Annotated in this window: 13 protein-coding genes; 4 read left to right on the forward strand and 9 right to left on the reverse strand. The window is 56.6% G+C overall.

Annotated elements, in window-relative coordinates; genetic code table 11:
• Positions 1-22 precede the first annotated feature (22 nt).
• Together edd and pgi are read right to left on the reverse strand one after the other, a co-directional pair.
• Entirely contained in the window at positions 23-1,855 is a 1,833-nt protein-coding gene (gene edd, locus LC093_RS14160) for a phosphogluconate dehydratase (protein ID WP_226665998.1), read from the reverse strand.
• Positions 1,856-1,927: 72 nt separating this feature from the next.
• Positions 1,928-3,613 (reverse strand): glucose-6-phosphate isomerase, encoded by a 1,686-nt coding sequence (pgi, locus tag LC093_RS14165; protein ID WP_226666001.1) that lies wholly within the window; start codon positions 3,611-3,613, stop codon positions 1,928-1,930.
• Between the two features lie 342 nt (positions 3,614-3,955).
• Between pgi and LC093_RS14170 the strand changes: the two genes are divergently transcribed.
• Complete coding sequence (locus tag LC093_RS14170; RefSeq protein ID WP_226666003.1) at positions 3,956-5,005, forward strand: LacI family DNA-binding transcriptional regulator; 1,050 nt, start codon at positions 3,956-3,958, stop codon at positions 5,003-5,005.
• Between the two features lie 160 nt (positions 5,006-5,165).
• Here the strand turns inward: LC093_RS14170 and LC093_RS14175 are convergent, their stop codons facing one another.
• From LC093_RS14175 to nagK, 4 genes are all read right to left on the reverse strand, one after another.
• Positions 5,166-6,497 carry a sugar MFS transporter gene (locus tag LC093_RS14175; RefSeq protein WP_226666005.1) on the reverse strand — a complete coding sequence of 444 codons (1,332 nt, stop codon included), beginning with the start codon at positions 6,495-6,497 and terminating at the stop codon, positions 5,166-5,168.
• 100 nt (positions 6,498-6,597) lie between these two features.
• Positions 6,598-7,722, reverse strand: coding sequence for an N-acetylglucosamine-6-phosphate deacetylase (gene nagA / locus LC093_RS14180; RefSeq protein WP_226666007.1), 1,125 nt, complete (start codon positions 7,720-7,722; stop codon positions 6,598-6,600).
• 32 nt (positions 7,723-7,754) lie between these two features.
• Complete coding sequence (gene nagB-II / locus LC093_RS14185; protein ID WP_226666009.1) at positions 7,755-8,798, reverse strand: glucosamine-6-phosphate deaminase NagB-II; 1,044 nt, start codon at positions 8,796-8,798, stop codon at positions 7,755-7,757.
• Between the two features lie 44 nt (positions 8,799-8,842).
• On the reverse strand, positions 8,843-9,793 hold the full coding sequence (gene nagK, locus LC093_RS14190; RefSeq protein WP_226666011.1) for an N-acetylglucosamine kinase: 951 nt from the start codon (positions 9,791-9,793) through the stop codon (positions 8,843-8,845).
• 419 nt (positions 9,794-10,212) lie between these two features.
• On the opposite strand from nagK, the gene LC093_RS14195 reads away from it, so the two are divergent.
• On the forward strand, positions 10,213-11,592 hold the full coding sequence (locus LC093_RS14195; RefSeq protein ID WP_226666013.1) for a phosphate ABC transporter substrate-binding protein: 1,380 nt from the start codon (positions 10,213-10,215) through the stop codon (positions 11,590-11,592).
• 31 nt (positions 11,593-11,623) lie between these two features.
• Here LC093_RS14195 and LC093_RS14200 read toward each other — a convergent pair whose 3' ends face one another.
• Positions 11,624-11,764 (reverse strand): hypothetical protein, encoded by a 141-nt coding sequence (locus tag LC093_RS14200; RefSeq protein WP_226666016.1) that lies wholly within the window; start codon positions 11,762-11,764, stop codon positions 11,624-11,626.
• A gap of 82 nt (positions 11,765-11,846) precedes the next feature.
• Here LC093_RS14200 and LC093_RS14205 point away from each other — a divergent pair, with 82 nt between their 5' ends.
• Entirely contained in the window at positions 11,847-12,584 is a 738-nt protein-coding gene (locus LC093_RS14205) for a DUF6279 family lipoprotein (RefSeq protein ID WP_226666018.1), read from the forward strand.
• 222 nt (positions 12,585-12,806) lie between these two features.
• Positions 12,807-14,081: an aminotransferase class I/II-fold pyridoxal phosphate-dependent enzyme gene (locus LC093_RS14210; protein ID WP_226666020.1), complete on the forward strand. Its 1,275-nt coding sequence runs from the start codon at positions 12,807-12,809 to the stop codon at positions 14,079-14,081.
• 358 nt (positions 14,082-14,439) lie between these two features.
• Here the strand turns inward: LC093_RS14210 and LC093_RS14215 are convergent, their stop codons facing one another.
• Both LC093_RS14215 and LC093_RS14220 read right to left on the reverse strand, forming a co-directional pair.
• The gene (locus LC093_RS14215; RefSeq protein ID WP_226666022.1) at positions 14,440-15,033 is read right to left on the reverse strand and encodes a lipase family alpha/beta hydrolase; all 594 of its coding nucleotides are present in this window, start codon (positions 15,031-15,033) and stop codon (positions 14,440-14,442) included.
• Between the two features lie 158 nt (positions 15,034-15,191).
• Positions 15,192-17,819, reverse strand: coding sequence for an efflux RND transporter permease subunit (locus LC093_RS14220; protein WP_226666024.1), 2,628 nt, complete (start codon positions 17,817-17,819; stop codon positions 15,192-15,194).
• Positions 17,820-17,846 lie beyond the last annotated feature (27 nt).

The following is a 17,846-nucleotide window of genomic DNA, read 5'->3' on the forward strand; positions in this document are numbered from 1 at the left end:
ACTGGGCCCGCGCTGAATTCATTTAAAAAAGTATGCTTGCACCGGTTTCCGCACCGCTTGCAAGGGCGCGCATATTAGTGAATAAGTCCCGCCCCATGCCAATCGCATTTTCCGACAGGTCGCATTCAGCCAGCGGCCGCGCCGCCAGCTCTTCATCACTGACGTGCACTTGCAGGATCCCGGCTTCCGAATCCAGCTCGATGATGTCGCCATTCTGAATCCTCGCAATCGGACCCCCCTCGACCGCCTCCGGCGACAGGTGAATCGCCGCCGGCACCTTGCCGGATGCTCCGGACATTCGGCCATCGGTAATCAGTGCAACCTTGAAGCCCCGGTCCTGCAGCACACCGAGAGACGGGGTCAGCTTGTGCAGTTCTGGCATACCGTTGGCCTGGGGTCCCTGGAAACGCACCACGGCGACAAAATCTTTTTCCAGCTCACCGGCTTTGAACGCTGCCAGCATGTCGTCCTGGCAATTGAAAACCACAGCTGGCGCTTTCACTTTCAGTTGCGGTGCCTTCAGTGCGGAAACCTTGATCACGCTGTTGCCCAGGTTGCCAGTCAACAGCTGTAAACCGCCGTGGCCGGAGAACGGGTCGCTCGCCGGACGAATAATGTCCGGGTTTCCGGATACTTCCGCGGTAGGCCGCCAGATAACACCGTCTTTGTCTTCGTTCAGGAACGGGTCGTAGGTGTAAGGCTCAAGGCCGGAATCACCCAGCACAGTGGACACATCACCATGTAACAGGCCCGCGCCCAGCAGTTCGCGAATCAGGAACTGCATGCCGCCCGCCGCCGCGAAATGATTGATATCTGCAGTACCATTCGGATAAACATGGCACATCAGGGGCACGATCTGCGACAGCTCGGCCATGTCCTGCCAGGTAATCTGGATACCCGCAGCACGCGCCATCGCCAACAGGTGCATGGTGTGGTTGGTGGAGCCACCGGTCGCGTGCAGGCCGACGATGCCGTTAACAAACGCCTTCTCGGTGAGGATTTTTGCAATCGGGGTGTACTGGCTCGGCTCGGTGTTTTGCACCAGCTGCTTGACCGCAGCTGCATTCAGCGCGTCGCGAAGCTCTGTACCCGGATTCACAAAGGAACTGCCCGGCAGCTGCAGCCCCATAATTTCTACCAGCATCTGGTTGCTGTTCGCGGTACCGTAGAACGTGCAGGTACCGGCACTGTGATAAGACGCGCTTTCTGCCTCAAGCAGCTCCTTACGTCCTACTTTGCCTTCCGCATAGAGCTGGCGCACACGTACTTTTTCGGCGTTGGCGAGTCCGGTGGGCATCGGGCCGGCGGGTACAAACATGGCCGGCAGGTGGCCGAACGACAATGCACCGATCACCAGTCCGGGTACAATTTTGTCGCAGATACCGAGATACAGGCTGCCGTCAAACATGTCGTGAGACAGGGAAATAGCCGTCGCCATTGCAATCACGTCCCGTGAAAACAGCGACAATTCCATACCTGCCTGCCCCTGGGTAACGCCGTCGCACATGGCGGGGACGCCACCCGCCACCTGGGCGGTCGCGCCGTTGCGCAGCGCTTCGGTTTTGAGCATGTCCGGGTAGGTACCGTACGGCTGGTGCGCCGACAGCATGTCATTGTAGGAGGTCACGATGGCCAGGTTCGGTCCCTGACCGGAAGCAATCAGGTTTTTATCGTGATCGCTGGAAGCAGCCATGGCATGGGCAAGGTTGCCGCAAGACAGCTTGTGCCGTGCGCGCCCCTTGACCTGAGCGCGCTCTACTTGGGCCAGATACTTTGCCCGTGTCTCGGCACTGCGCTCGATAATTCGCTCGGTTACTGCCTGTACCCGGCTGTCTACCACGTTACTCTTTGCCATTTCTCAACTCTTTGTTTTGTATCTGCCCACTGAGCGCGCCAGTCAGACGGCGCGCCAGTTCAATTCACGCCGTTACGCTTCAGCGGTCGCCGGCTCTGTAGCAGTGCTGGCGGCGCGCGCCGTGAACCGGCGGTAATATTCAATCAGTTGCGCTGTAGATCCGTCCTCGCCGTGCAAATCGCCCTGGGCCAACTTTGACTCCAGTCCTGCGGCGAGACCTTTCCCAAGCTCGACACCCCACTGATCAAAGGAAAATATCTGTAAAATCACGCCCTGAACGAAAATCTTGTGCTCATACAGCGCAATCAGTGCTCCGAGTGACCGGGGACCCAACTCTTTCAAGAGTATTGTGGTACTGGGCTTCCCACCTCTGTGCACCTTGAAAGGCGTCAATCGCGCGATCTCCGCCTCTGCAAGCCCCTTCCCAGCCAGCTCGCGGCTGACCTCTTCAGCACTGACACCATTCATCAGCGCCTGGCTCTGGGCCAGCATATTGGCCATCAGAATCTCATGATGCCCCTGAAGGTCGTGCCCTGGCGCCACGCTGCCGATAAAGTCAGCCGGCACCACTTCCGGGCTCTGGTGCAGGTATTGATAAAACGCATGCTGCCCGTTGATACCCGTTTGCCCCCAGATCAGAGGGCCGGTCGCGTAATCCACTTCGCGGCCGTCGCGGGTAGTGGATTTTCCGTTACTTTCCATATCCGCTTGCTGCAGATAGGCCGGGAGCATATGCAGCGCCTGCTCATAGGGCAGTACCGCATGCGCCGGGTACTCCATAAACGTGCAGTACCAGGTACTCAGCAGCGCCATGATGACCGGCGCATTACTTTCCAATTCTGTTTCGCGGAAATGCCGATCCATATCCGCGGCGCCATCCAGCAACGCACGGAAATTCTCGAAACCGCAGGCAATCGCTATCGGTAACCCGATCGCCGACCACAGTGAAAAACGGCCGCCGACCCAATCCCAAAAACGAAACACCCGCTCGGGCAGAACTCCAAACTTCTCTGCTCGATCGGGGCTCGCTGTAACCGCCACAAACTGCTGCTTCAGCAATTCAGCGGTATCCAACCCGCTTGCGTCCTGCAACCAAGCCAGTGCGCTGCGCGCATTTGTCATGGTTTCGCTGGTGGTAAAGGTTTTCGACGAAACAACAAACATCGTCGATTCAGCATCCAGGCCAACCAGCACATCCTTGAGCTGGGCTCCATCCACGTTGGAGACAAAGTGCACTGCGACATCGCCCTTCCGGTGGGCACGCAGCGCTTCGATGGCCATTTGCGGCCCAAGATGGGAACCGCCAACGCCAAGATTGACTACATCCGTAATCCGCTTACCACTGTAGCCAACCAGGTCGCCATTATGTAGTAAAACTACAAACTCTTTCAAGCGCTGCAGCTCAGCCTCTACAGCGTCTCTTACCGATGCATTTTCAAACGCGACATCTTCAGCAATCCCGCCGCGAAGCGCCGGATGGAGCACGGGGCGCCCCTCGGTGGCATTGATGGGCGCACCTGCGAACATATCACTTCGCCAACCCGGCACATCCGCCTCGCGAGCCAGCTGCATCAGGTTCGCGAATGTCGCTTGATCGATCTGGTTCTTGGAAAAATCCAGCAAAAACTCCGGTAATTCGAGGGAAAACTGCGCCGCCCGCTGAGGATCTTCATTAAACAGCTCGCGCAAAGGGCGCTGCTTCAGAGCGCGCGCCTGAGACTGCAGTTCCTGCCAAATTGGAGATTGGGTGATATTCATGAGAAGCCCCTGATTCGGGCACCAGGGTTTAACCCCCTGACGCCGGTTATTCTTATTGCGCCTGCTGGCAAATTCTGGAGATTGCCGATAACGTCAAATGACAACGCTGTCATATAGGGGTGAGATTCACATAGTTGCCAGTCACTGTCAATCAAGCTTGTAGTTTTTCTCCAAGTTGCGCACACAACCTTTCAAAGACAAAGGTTTCCATTTGAGCGAACTTGCCGATAAAGCATCCTGTTTTACAGGGAAAAGGAGTAGAAATGACCAGAAACCCATCGTCCCAAAGTGACCAACCGGGTAAACTGGCAAGCTGGGCAAGACAAGGAATCCGCGCCGATAATGAAAAGTACAATAAATGACGTCGCAGCGAGAGCCGGCGTTTCCATCAAGACCGTTTCCCGGGTCATTAACAACGAACCCTCAGTGCGTCCCGCAACGCGCAAGAAAGTGATGGATGCCGTAAATGAACTCCATTACCAGCCAAATCTCGCCGCGCGTAATCTTGCTGGCACCCGCAGCTATACGATTGCCCTGATCTACGACAACCCCAATGCCTACTACATCATCGACATGCAAAACGGCATCCTGGAAACCTGTAAGGCCCGTGGGTACGAGCTGCTGATCCACCCCAGCAACTCCAAGTCCGACACTGTTATTGATGAACTTCGCGCACTGGTGGAACATTCCAAAGTCGCGGGCGTGGTCCTCACTCCCCCGTTTTCGGAAACCCAGTCCGTCATTGATGAGGTGAAAAAGCTGGGGCTGGACTACGTCCGCATCGTCTCCAGCGGCGCAGCCGAGGGCGATGAAGATAATTGCATCCAGGTAGATGACAGCGGCGCAGCCTTTGACATTACCAAGCACCTCGTCGAGCACGGCCACCGCCGCATTGGATTCCTGTGCGGGGGCGAAGAGCACGTATCCACACACGGCCGCCTCGACGGCTATAAGGATGCGCTACGCCAGGCGGGCATTCCCCTTGAATCAGAACTGATCATCCCAGGTGAATACTCTTTCGACTCCGGTGTAGCCGGCGCCAAAGCGCTTTTAGCGCTGGATAACCCACCCACCGCAATTTTTGCCAGCAACGATGAAATGGCGGCGGGCGCACTGTTTGCGGCGCGCCTGATGAACGTGGAAATTCCACAGCAGCTTTCCATCGTCGGCTTCGAGGATAGCCCCTTCTCCCGCCAAACGTGGCCGAAGCTCACCACCGCGCACCAGCCAAATAGCGAAATTGCGAAATGTGCGGCTGCACTGGTACTCAACAAGGCACGCAGCAAGAGCAGCTCAGAGAGCGCCTCCGCCAACAAAGACGCCGGCATCATTAAGAAGTTTGTGCCAGAGCTTTTGGTGCGGGACTCCAGCGGCGACGCCCCGGCAAACTAGGTCACTTACAGACCAGCCTGGTCACCCCCTAAACGGTCTCTCTTTTCCGCAGGCAAAAAAAAGCCCTCACAAGGAGGGCAAAGATGACGAGAACCAAAGAGAGAAAATGAAAATCCGTTTTCAACAACTATCCATAAAAACTGACTGAATGGCAGCTGGATTACTTCCAGCTGCGCATCTTGTGCCCTTTCAGAGCGTAAAACAGGATGAACAGGTAAGCCGGGATCGCAATGATGTAGGCAGCCTGACCATCGCCAGTATCGGCGAAGTGACCGTACAATGGCGGCAGTACCGCACCACCGGAGATACCCATAATCAACAGTGCCGCACCCTTGGAAGTGAACTTACCGAGACCTTCCAGAGCCAGCGGCCAGATTGCCGGCCAGCACATGGCGTTGGCGAAACCGAGCATCGCAACAAAGTAAACAGCATTCGGAATTTCTGGCAGACCAAATACAGCCAGGGTTGCCGCGGACAGCACATTGCTTTCCAGTGATCCGGTCATGACCAGCGCGGTGAACACCATACCGAGGATCGCAGAAACCAACAGCGCGGTCTGCTGACTGATAAAGCGCGGGATGGCGACGGTACCGTAGATGTATCCCAGCACCATGAACGTCATGGTGTAGGAGGTCAGCTGGGAGGCAACCGAGGTATCCAGACCAGCCTGCTTACCCAGCAAACCAATCGCATCGCCGGCGATTACTTCCACACCGACGTAGAAGAACAGCGCGATAGAACCCAATACCAGTTGCGGGAACTGCTTCAGGCCAAACAGGGTTACCGCAGCATCTTCCTGCCCCTCAAGCACTTCATCTTCAATATTCGGCAGCGGTGCAAACATCATCGCAATGGCCAGTACAACACCCAGGATCGCCATGCCGATGTAAGGCGTTACCAGTTGGCCTGCCAACTCGTCGAGCTTGGCATCCTTCGCAGTTGCACCGAGCGCAGCCAGCTCCGCGTCAGAAACACCGCTGATACCGGACATTACCACCGCCGCGAATACCAGTGGCGCTACGATACCGGCTCCCTTGTTCAGCAAACCCATGATGCAGATACGCACAGCTGCAGTATCCGGAGAACCAACCTTCACAACGTAGGGGTTGGATGCGGTCTGTAGTATCGTCAGGCCCGAGCCGACGACAAATTGCGCCAGCAGGAATATTCCGAACATCCGGCTATAAGCCGCAGGGATAAAAATCAGTGCACCTACCGCAACCAAGGCGAGACCGATCGCCATACCGGTTTTGTAACCGGTGCGCTCGATGATCGCGGCCATCGGCAGCGCCATAACGGTATAGGCAATATAAAAGGCAGAGGCGACGAGCATTGCCTGGAAGGCGCTCAGCTCACAGATGGTTTGCAGGAACGGGATCAACGCGCCGTTCAACCAGGTTACAAACCCGAAAATGAAAAACAGTAAACCGATAATTGTCATCGGCAAAACGCTGCTGCGCGTTTCGCTTTGACTTATGACCGCCGTATTCATAGTTTCACCTTTTATTATGGTATTGCCAGTGTCTGGCTATCGTGGCCTGAGTTACAAAAAGAACACCACTGTTATTGAGCACTGGCTTCCACTGAGCTGCTCAGCCCGCGAAAACTTCCTGCCCTGCTATCCAGGTTTTTTGCACCTGGAGTTCGTCATCGATCAAAATCAGGTCGGCCTGAACACCCTCGGCGATGCGGCCCCCTTCAGCACCCAGAAACTGGGCCGGGTACAAAGCTGCCATACGCAGCGCCTCGCTCAAATCAACCCCGCACCAGTCACGGATATTGCGCACCGCACCGATCATGTCGAGGTGTGAGCCCGCCAGCTCACCGGTGGTCGAGGTCAATTTATCCCCCTCCCGGGTAACAATCCGGTCAAACAGCGGGAAGCTCTTCTCTTCACTTCCTACCAGTGACATGGCATCGGTCACCAGTACGACCTTGCCGCGAGGCTTAGCCTTCAATGCCAGGGTCATCGCTTCCGCACTGACATGGTGGCCGTCCGCAATAAGACCGCACCAGCAGTCATCACTGATCAGCGCGGTACCTACCATGCCCGGATCGCGCGAGTGCAGCGGTGACATGGCGTTATAAAGATGGGTAAAGCCTGTCGCGCCAGCGGCTACGGCTGCTGCCGCCGTCTCACCGTTCGCATTGGAATGACCAAGACAGACCTTCACTCCCAGAGACACCAGCTTCTCAATATCCGCTGCGGCCACGTTTTCCGGTGCCAAAGTCACCATCTTCAGCCCAAGATCATCCCGGGCATAAATCGCCAGCTCTTCTTCACTGAGCGGACGAATAAACTTCTCTTCGTGAGTACCCTTCTTCGGCTTGCTCAGATGTGGCCCTTCGAAGTGCACACCGATAACACCGGGCACGCCTTCCCTGATGGCCGCACTCACCGCATCCGCGGCTTTTTGCATCACCGCCACCTCGTCCGTGATCAGGGTGGGCATAAAGCCGGTGGTACCGAAGCGGGCGTGCGCTGTAGACATTTTGCACAGCGCATTGACTGTAGGATCGTTGTTAAACAACGCCCCACCACCCCCGTTGACCTGAATATCAATCAGGCCCGGAGCAAGCAGGCCACGCAGACGAATCGCGTCCGCACCAGCTTCCTTACCAAGCGCCACGACCTTGCCATCTTCAACGACCAGCGACACATCCTGATGTAGCTGCTCACCGTCGAATAACTTCTCTGCAATATATGTCTGAGCCACTTGCCCGCTCCGAATCCAATTCCGCTGGTAACTTAAACGGTCTGAGTTACTTTCTTCAGGCCCGCCGGCTCATCCGGGTTGATACCACGGCTAACGGCCACATGCGCCACATCCAGGTAAAAGCGCTGCAGCAGCGCCAGTGGCGCTACGCGCGGGTGCACACCTTTGCTCGGCACGTGCAGGTTGATCAGGGTACCGCCGCGACGAATGATATCGGCGATCTGTTCACTGTGAGCAGCGAAAGACTCATCTTCAATCGGCACGTTCACTACGGTGAGCTTCTGCTCAACCAGAGTTACGGGGCCGTGCAGGAATTCAGCACTGGAAAAAGACTCCGCGTGAATATTGCAGACTTCTTTGAGCTTCAGGGCCAGCTCACGGGTAATGCCATAACCTGGACCCCGCCCCAGAACCACCAGATTTTTCACTGCCGCCAGATCTTCAGGGCGCAGCTGTACGTCGGAATTTATGGACTCACTCAGAGTTTCGGGCAGCGCTTCAACAGCGGCTTTGAGCTCGTCGTTTTCAGTCCAGTTGGACACCAGTTGCAGAACTGCCGCCAGAGTAGCCAGGTAGCTTTTGGTCGCCGCCACTGCCAGCTCCGGGCCAGCCTTCAGAGGCACCATCAGGTCGACGATATCACCGATCGGGGCGGACTCATCGTTCACCAGCGCGACCGTATAGGCACCGGCATCTTTCGCCATCTGAGCCTGAGCCAGAATGTCCGGGCTGCGGCCCGACTGGGAAATCACGATGACCAGAGCGTCTTCCAGCTTTAATTTTTTGCCGTAAACACTGGAAACGGACGGCGCGGCCGCAAAAGTCGGTGTGCCGGTCTCGATTTCAATCAGATACTTGGCGAAAACACCTGCGTGGTCGGAAGAGCCACGCCCCACGATCATTACAAAACGCGGCGGCTTGTTGCGCAGGCGCTCACCAAGTTCAGCCATAATGCCGGCATTGCTTTCGAGTTGCTCGGCAATGCGTTGCGGGGCCTCACGGGCCTCGGTCTCCATCACAGTCATAGCCATAGAAGCATCCACCTTGCTCGCCTCAGCGGGAGTCACTGCGCTCATAAAATCTGTCCGTATCTTCTGTGTGTTGTATCGGTAGTTCGCGCTTATCCAAAGAGCGCTTTTGCATCGGCATCTTCGGTTTTGCCTGACTCGCTATTAGCGAGCGCCGCCAGGGAGTGCTGGGCAAAGTAAACGCAGCCCAGCTCCGGCGGATCCAGCGGATCTGAAACCCGCTCGGCCACGTGCGGCTTGAGCCAGGGCTTCAGGCGCGGCGCCAGGCCGCCGATCATGGCCAGACGCGGAGGCTTGCTCTCCATCAACTTATCAGCAAGATCACTGATATATGCAGCGCCATCGCGCATGATCGCCACCGCAACTGGATCATTGGCTTCTGCACATTCAACTACAGGCACCGCGAGCTTGGCGTATTGACTGGACGGTTTTCCAGCCATCATCTCGATTACGTCGTAGGGATCTTCGGTATCCAGCGCAGCCTGAAGCTCTTGCTTCAACTGAGAGTCCTGAGCCAGCCCTTCCATAGCCATCAGCAGATATTTGACGGCCTCCATCCCCAGCCAGGCGCCGCTGCCCTTATCCCCATGCGGGAAGCCATGACCACCTACAATCACACTGCGGCCATCCACCCAGGCGTATCCGACTGAACCGGTACCCGCAATAATGACTGCACCATCACCACCGCGATGAGCGCCGAGGCATGCAGAATGCTGATCCGTAGTCAGGAACATTTGTTTGAAAGGATGCGCCCAGGCGTTCATTTCATTATAGAGACGGGGCATGTTAACGCCCGCAAGACCTACACCTGCCACCAACTCCCCGACCGTTTCCGCCGGCAAACCCGCATCGGCTACGGCCAGTGCTGCTGAGCGCACGATCGAATCAATAGTCTGGGCATAACCATGAAGGGGATTCGCAGGCCCGGAGACCCCGGTTCCCAGCAGGCGGTTGCTCGCGTCATATATAGAGGCACGGCACTTACTGCCACCCCCATCGACACCAACGTAAAGAATGTCCCTGCTATCTCTCAAAGCAACCATTTGTACCGGCCCCTAAGATTTTCTATTGTTATTTATCGCTACCGAACCCCGTCAGCAAACCTGCTCCCCAGGACGCTCAGTAGACGCGCAGTGATACTGCGCCAATATGTGAGAAATACTACAGGACAAATGACAGCGTTGTCATGCCCTTTTTTAAAAAAAAATCTCACATTCCGTTGTTATTTGCGCCTTCAAAGCACTTCCCTTTCTGTTAAGCAGACTAACACCAACCTCCAGCCACGCTAAATACTCTTGCGCCCACCGGATCAGACGCGGTCGCATCACGACCAGTTCAACCTCTTTGCAACAAGTTCGTCACAGTTTTCTGCGATAAAGCGCGCGCCTGCCCGCGTAACCTGCCAGAGCGCAACGTTACCGCATCGGCAGTTAAGATTTGGAGGCACAAGAAGGATCAAGTAATGGCAGCCAACAGCACCCGATCGCAGCCCTATCACACCGCTCTCACCCTCATGGGCCTGTTGATATGCGTTTTCACGTCCACGCTCAGTGCTGCTGCACGCACAGAGCACGCACTTTCCGTCCCGGAAGCCGGTGCGGAGGTATTATTTCGGCTCTCTGGCTCCAACACCATTGGCGCCGAACTGGCACCGCAACTGGTAACCAGCTACCTGCAGAAAAAGGGAGCGACGGCCATCCAGCAGCGCAGCGCCCACGAACAACACTGGATTTCGGCGCAACTTGACGGCAAAACCGTTATCGTCCCGATCGTCGCCAAGGGCTCCAGCACGGGTTTCAAAGCACTGGACGCCGGTACCGCAGACATCGCTATGGCATCGCGGAAAATCAAGGATTCGGAGCTTGCCAAACTAAAACGCTTCGGCGATCTCGGTGGGGTCCAGGCCGAACATGTCATCGGGCTGGACGCACTCGTTGTCGCCGTACATAAGGACAACCCGGTTTCCCAGCTTTCGCTGGCCCAGATGGCCAAAGTCTATCGCGGCGAGATCCGAAACTGGCGAGAACTCGGGGGACTCGATTTACCCATCCGTCCACTGCACCGGGATGCCGAGTCCGGCACGCGCGCAACCTTTGATGAAGAAGTGTTCGGCAACAAGCGGCCCCGTCGCAGTCCAGCGCGTGAAGTATCGGGCAATGCAGAGACGCGCCAGCAGGTACTTCAGGACCCCGCAGCTATCGGTTACCTGCCTTTTGCCGACGCCGAGGGCGTACATAAGGTGGCCATCAAAGCCGGAGACCTGGCAGCTGTCATTCCAGACCGGGGAATCGTGGCAACTGAGGACTTTCCCCTGACGCGACGCCTCTATCTATACAAAAACCCCAGCCGCTACCACCCGGAAGTCGATGCCTTTATTCACTTCGTTGAATCACACAGCGGCCAGAGCGATGTTGAAAAGATCGGCTTTATCAACCTGACACCCAAGACACTGCAGCTGACTCCTTACAGCAATGCGCCCGATGAGTACCGTCAACTGATGGCACGGGCTTCGCGCCTGAGCATCTCCTTCCGGTTTGCTGACGGCAGCACAGAACTGGACAACCGCGCACTGCGGGATCTGCATCGCCTGCAGGATTTTATGAAGGAGCAGGAAGGCCGGGATCTGTCACTCACTCTGGTGGGATTTTCTGACCAGAAATCCAACAGCAATATCGCGGGACTGATTTCCCGCTTCCGCGCACTGAAAGTACAGGGAGCACTGTTGCGTTACCATGAGCTGGGTGACAGCAAGGTGCTCGCACTAGGCGCCTTCGCGCCACTGACCGCAGATCGAGAACAAGGCCCGATAAAAAATAGCCGCGTGGAAGTCTGGATCAATTAAACGCACATGCCGGTTGTTGTATCGCCACGCCCTACGAAGAGGCGTGGCGATAGCTATATTGTTCGGTAACCACATACGCATCGGCAATCGCATCCATGTATACCGCAAGCGGCACTTCTTTCAATCCTTCCGCGCAGCCACATAACAATTGGCTGAACTGGCGCCTGTGCATACTTTTCTTCCTTATTTTGCTTTTCAGCCTGACCTCCGGTTGCTCTAGTGTACGTCTGGTCTACGGCCACCTCGACTGGTGGATGGACAGGAAAATCAACAGCTACCTCGATCTTGAAGGCGCTCAAAAGGAACTCCTGCAACAGAGAGTTGACGATTTCCATCGCTGGCATCGCCAGACTCAACTGCCGCGGTATGCAGACTTCTTCGAGCAACTCGCAACCGAGGTAGAGGACACCAGCCAGATCCCGGAACGACTTAAGCGCATTGAAAAACAGGTGGATGAGTTCTGGGACAATTCAGTGACCATGTTGAGCGACCTGGTACTACCCCTGATCTATGACCTGAACGCGCAGCAGATTGATCAGCTCGAGGTAAACATCGAGGAAGAGCGCGAAAAGTCGCTCAAGAAGTGGGATAGAGCACAGCGGAAGCGGGAAAAAGAGTTCCGCAAGCAGACCGAGCGCTGGCTCGGGGACCTTACTGAAGAGCAGGAGGAGATGATCGATCGCCAGGTCGCCTCAAGCACATTCGACCCCAAGCTCCGCGATGCGCAGCGCCAGCTATGGGCAGCGACTTTTATCAGTACTCTACGTAAAAAACCCGCGGGCTATCAAAAGCAGCTAAGGGCGCTGGTTCTCGAACCGCAATCACTCTGGTCCGAGGACTACCAAAAAATGCACGATGAACTCCGCGCCCAGGCTACGGCGCTCGCGCAACAGATTGCAACCAGTGCCACCACGGTACAGCGCCAGCACCTGAAAGCCACTTTGCAGGAATATGCGGCAGATTTTCGCGCCCTCGCCAATGAGGCTGAGTGAGCGTTGGCGAGCCTGTACGAAGGGCCCGGCCAAACACCTGCCCGGCAACCAACCCTGGCCGATCGTTACACTTGCAACATTTCCAGTGTCAAAAACCCCTATTTTTTCAGTCTATTTACGTAAAAAAGCTACACAAAAACATGACGCCGTCCGCCTGCTGCTGCTAAGCTCCCGGCTCGCAATTTTTCACCCGTTCACTTAACGCCTGTAAGAGGAAGATCCGTGCGTATCGAGACAGCCCAACGCGAACAGCTGCAACAGTGGGAAAAGGAACTGGAGCAACAATACCAGCGCATTTGCCAGCACAACCTCAGCCTGGACATTACCCGCGGCAAACCCTCCGCAGATCAGCTGAACCTCTCTGACAATCTGGACGGCATTCTGAACGGTGACTACCGAGCTCCCGACGGCACGGATACGCGTAACTATGGCGGCCTCGAAGGTATTGCCGCAGCCCGAGAACTGGGTGCCGACATTTTGCAGGTGCCATTTGAGGAAGTACTCGCCGGCGGCAACAGCTCACTCACGCTGATGTATCACGCCGTACTCACCGGCTATCTCTTCGGCTATGCAGGCAATACGCCCTGGAAAGACATGGCCGCCCCCAAGTTCCTGTGCCCGGTACCCGGCTACGACCGCCACTTCGCCATCTGCGAACAACTCGGCATCGCGCTGGAAACCGTCCCCATGACCGCCACCGGCCCGGACATGGATATCCTCGAACAGAAGATTCGGGAAGACGACCAGATCATCGGCCTGTGGTGCGTGCCCAAGTTCTCCAATCCTACTGGTGTAACCTACAGCGCCGACACCGTTGATCGCCTGGCTCAGCTCGGCAAGATTGCGAATCCGGGCTTCCGTATTTTCTGGGACAATGCCTACGCCATTCACGACCTCGACCACCAAGTGAAGCTGCCGAATATTCGCGAGGCCGCGCTGGGCAATGAAACCGCCGACTCCGTTCTCCAGTTTTCGTCTACCTCCAAGGTAACTCACGCTGGCGCCGGCGTGGCCTTTGTCAGCGCCAGCCCCGCGAACCTGGCTTCCCTGAAGCAGCAGATGTCTGCCATGACCATCGGCCCGGACAAGGTGAACCAGCTGCGCCATGTGCGCCTGTTCCCGGAGCTGAGCCAGCTGAAAGATCACATGCGCAAGCACGCAGAAATCCTGCGCCCGAAATTCGCGTGTGTTCTGGAGCATCTGGACAAGAACTTCGCTGACTCCGACCTGGGTGAATGGGAGTCCCCGGAGGGTGGTTACTTCGTATCCTTTAATACCCGCCCGGGCTGTGCCTCGGAAGTCGTGCGCCTGTCTGCTGAAGCCGGGGTAAAACTGACCCCCGCCGGTGCCACCTTCCCCTATGGCAAGGATCCGGAAGACGTGAACATCCGCATCGCTCCCAGTTTCCCACCGCTGGAAGAGCTGGATACTGCCATGTCCGTGTTTGTACTGTGTGTGAAATTGGCCAGCGTGCGCAAGCAACTGCAATCGTTGTAATACAACGCTTAAAGTTATCGCTCGAGATATTTTTATCCACAGCGCCAATTAGAAAGACCGGGGCCGAAAGGTTCCGGTTTTTTTGTGTTACTGACAGCGCTTGCTCGTCCCAAATGAAAAAGTAGCCGGACCAACCATCGAGGTTCTGGCAGCCTAGCTTAGCAATAGTGCCGTTCACTTAACTCAGGTTGATGCGAAGGTACCGATACCGGGTACAACTTTGTGAGACCGTCTGCGGCCAGGACGGCCGCAGCCGAGCCCCCATGGATGGGTTTACGGCGTGTCTCACAAAGTTGTACCCGGTAGCGGTACCGCCTCGATGTTATTGCGCGAAAAGCTTTACGAAGCGAGCCATCATTTATAAAGCGGCTTTCAGCTCCAAAGTTACCAGGTCGATCACTTTTCTATTCAGCGGCACCCAGCGGTGCAAACTCACTGGCACTTGATAGGCCTGCCCCAGCGGAAGGCGGGAGCTGGTGTGGGGCAAGATGGTGAAATCGTAGGGGGTCCAAATCGAGGTGGGCGAAGTACTTTCCAGGTCTGACAGTCCCCGGTTCAGGTCGGATAGAAACGTGCTGCCGATACGCAACTGCCGGCCGCCCTTATAGGGTAAAAAGTTCGCCCAGAAACTGCCAAAGTGCGGGCTTGAGAGGGATACGAATTTGTGCACGCGCTCCATCCCACCCATTTTCTGCAGGTAATACCTGGCCACGATCCCGCCCATACTGAAGCCCACCAGAGAACAGGTACTGCCCTGCTCCGTCACTGTCTCGACCAGTTCCCCCAGCTGCTGTGCCAGTGGTTCCAGCCCGTGCCAGGCGCTCATGGGGGTCAGGCGAATATAGCGGGCGTCAAAACCTTCCGCATTCAGGGCGCCCTGAAGCCGGTGCATGGATTTGCCCCGGTCAAAAATGCCGGGAATCAGAATCGCCACTCTACTTTTCTGCTTCATAACCGACCGGGTTCGATTACCAGTGAACACATCATCACAATTCGCACAGTCCTAAACGAAATCGGGCCCGCAAATCCAATTGCGGGCCCGACAAGGGTAAGGTGACTGCGGCAGACCTGACGACTACCGCGGGGCACCCGGGATACAGCGCATGACGATCAGCTGACGCAGGTCTCGGTATCCTCAACCACCACCGTTTCCTTTCCCTGTTCCACGCTCGCCACCGGCTTGGGCAGCGGCTTGAACAATACCAGTAATAAAGGCAGCAGGGTCAGGGAACCCAGCAGTGCTGCCGACATTGCCAACGCGGTCAGCAGGCCAAAGTAAATCGACGGTACAAACTTGGACAGCGCCAGGATCGAGAAGCCGGCGATGATGGTAATCGCGGTGTAGAACATGGCGCGGCCAATGGTTGCGTGGCTGCGGTGCATGGTTGCGACATAATCGCCATCTTTCTCAAACTCTTCGCGGAAGCGGTACAGGTAGTGGATCGCGTGATCCACACCGATGCCGACCGTGATCGCGGCAATGGTAATGGTCATCATATCCAGCGGAATATTCGCCAGCCCCATACCGCCAAGCACCACACAGGCCGCCAGCATGTTCGGCACCAGCGCAATGATCGCCAGCGGCAGCGAGCGGAACAGTACCAGGAACATCAGCAGAATACCGGCAAACACCGCACCCAGCGTCAGGATCTGGGACTTGAACAGGCTCTGCAGCATATTGTTGTACAGCACCAGCATGCCGGTCTGGCGCACGTCACCAGTTTCAATGCCCATCTCGTTTTCGGCAAACGCATAGATACGCTGGATCAGCTCATCGCGACGCAGGTTCGGATCCGTTTCCATCACGCGCATGGTGATCCGGGCCTGGTGCTGCTCCGGAGACCAGTAGGGGTGCACCAGCACCTGATTGATTTCTTCCGGCAGACTCTGGCGGGCGACCGCCAGTTCGAAATCGTTCAGGCCGCCGTCGTTCAGGTCGCGGGCGACTTTGTACAGGGTCGCGAGGGACTGCACCTTGCCGATTTCCGGCTGCGCCTCAAGGAAGTCGTGCAGCTTCTCAACCTGATTCAGGCCGGCAACGGTAAACCAGTAGGCATCTTCGGATGTAGCCGTGTCGCCACCAGTGGCGAACGGGTCATCACTCGCGAAGGGATCTTCTTCGGCAAACGCATCGGCTTCCGCTTCCGCGAATTCATCCGCTTCATCGTCACCGAAATCGGCTCCAAACGGGTCTTCTTCACCTTCGAATGCCGGTGCCAACTGCTCGGGCTTGTTAAGCACTACATCCAGATTGATGGTGCCGCCGAGGCGCTGGTCGATAACCAGCATGCCCTGATAAATTTCGGTGGAATCATCGAAGTAATCGATAAAGCGGTTTTCCACTTTCAGGCGGGTGACACCCACCACACTGATCACCGCAGCGAGAACGGAGACCCCCAGGACGATACCCTTGCGGTTTTCCGCAAAGCGGGAAAACACCTGGGTAAATGCGTGGGAGTTATCCTCACCCAGCCCGCCATCGCGCTTTTTCAGCACCATGAGGCTGGCAGGAATGATCAGGAAAGACAGGATCAAAGCCAGGGTCACCCCCATGGTCATCATCCAGCCGAAATCGATCACCGGGCGAATGCCACTCACCACCAGCGACATAAAGGCCACCATGGTGGTCAACCCGGTATACAGGCAGGGTTTGGCCATGAAAGACACGGTGGCCGACGCCAGCTGGAAACGATCCCACTCCGGGTGCTCGGCGAAGTACTCGCGATAGCGCACTGCCAGGTGGATGGTAACCGCCAGGGTAATAATCAGTAACAGGGCTACGAAGTTCGCAGAGATTACCGTGAGGCGCCAGTCGAGCCAGCTCAACAGGCCGAGCATCATCACCGCCGTGGTCACGCAGGTCGTCAGCGGCAGGAACACCCAGCGGGCCTGACGGAAGATCAACAGCAAAGTGACCACGATAAACGCCAGGATACCCGCGCCGAAAACCGCAAGGTCACTCTGGATAAAGGCGATCATGTCGGAAGTAATCATGGTCAGGCCGCCCAGGAACAGCTCGGCGTTGCCGTCGTACTGGGCCAGGATGCCCCGGACTTCCTTCACCCGCGCACGCGCCGCGTCTTCACCCGCGGTGCGGTGCTCGAGATATTCAGCCGAGACCAATTCAAGACGCTGCGCTTCTTCAGCACTCAGGCCTTCTTCATTGCGTTTGCGGCGCAGACTGTCGCGCTCACGCACCAGGTCCAGCCCTTTCTTGTCCAGCTCCAGGTTGAGCATCATGGCGGTCGTCTCGCCATCCGCGCTCAGGATCAGGTCTTTATAGATTGGGCTCTCGAGGAATTCTTTGCGGGCCAGCTCCCGGTCCACGCCAGGCGATGAGAGAGTACGGATACCATCGGCGACCTCGGTAATGGACAGCTTCGGGCTGTACAGTAGCGGTACGTTCAGGATCGACTGAACCCCACTAACCCCTTCCACCATCGCCAGCTCGTCCTGCAGGCGACGCATGGTCGCCAGGGATTCATCGCTGAACAGGTCACCATTTTTATAGCGGTAAGTTACGACAAGGAAGTCGCCGGAGTTATAGCGCTCGGAGATTTCGCGGAAAAAATCCAGCGAGTCATCCGTCTCAAGGGTCAGCGAGTCGGCCGACGCGTCCAGTTTAAAACGCGGCAACCCCGCCGCCGCAATAACGGTGAGCAGCGCCACCAGCATCAGCACGGTTTTCGGATTCCCGAGCACCAGTTTTTCGTACCAGGTCTTTAAGCCCAACAACATAATGAGTTCGCTTGTCGTTAGAAAATG

Source organism: Microbulbifer aggregans, from assembly GCF_020524005.1.
Lineage (GTDB): Bacteria > Pseudomonadota > Gammaproteobacteria > Pseudomonadales > Cellvibrionaceae > Microbulbifer > Microbulbifer aggregans_A.

Coding starts and splice junctions, on each gene's coding strand:
- edd (WP_226665998.1), bottom strand. CDS start 1,855: ATGGCAAAGAGTAACGTGGTAGACAGCCGGGTACAGGCAGTAACCGAG.
- pgi (WP_226666001.1), bottom strand. CDS start 3,613: ATGAATATCACCCAATCTCCAATTTGGCAGGAACTGCAGTCTCAGGCG.
- LC093_RS14170 (WP_226666003.1), top strand. CDS start 3,956: ATGAAAAGTACAATAAATGACGTCGCAGCGAGAGCCGGCGTTTCCATC.
- LC093_RS14175 (WP_226666005.1), bottom strand. CDS start 6,497: ATGAATACGGCGGTCATAAGTCAAAGCGAAACGCGCAGCAGCGTTTTG.
- nagB-II (WP_226666009.1), bottom strand. CDS start 8,798: ATGAGCGCAGTGACTCCCGCTGAGGCGAGCAAGGTGGATGCTTCTATG.
- nagK (WP_226666011.1), bottom strand. CDS start 9,793: ATGGTTGCTTTGAGAGATAGCAGGGACATTCTTTACGTTGGTGTCGAT.
- LC093_RS14195 (WP_226666013.1), top strand. CDS start 10,213: ATGGCAGCCAACAGCACCCGATCGCAGCCCTATCACACCGCTCTCACC.
- LC093_RS14200 (WP_226666016.1), bottom strand. CDS start 11,764: ATGCACAGGCGCCAGTTCAGCCAATTGTTATGTGGCTGCGCGGAAGGA.
- LC093_RS14205 (WP_226666018.1), top strand. CDS start 11,847: ATGGACAGGAAAATCAACAGCTACCTCGATCTTGAAGGCGCTCAAAAG.
- LC093_RS14215 (WP_226666022.1), bottom strand. CDS start 15,033: ATGAAGCAGAAAAGTAGAGTGGCGATTCTGATTCCCGGCATTTTTGAC.
- LC093_RS14220 (WP_226666024.1), bottom strand. CDS start 17,819: ATGTTGTTGGGCTTAAAGACCTGGTACGAAAAACTGGTGCTCGGGAAT.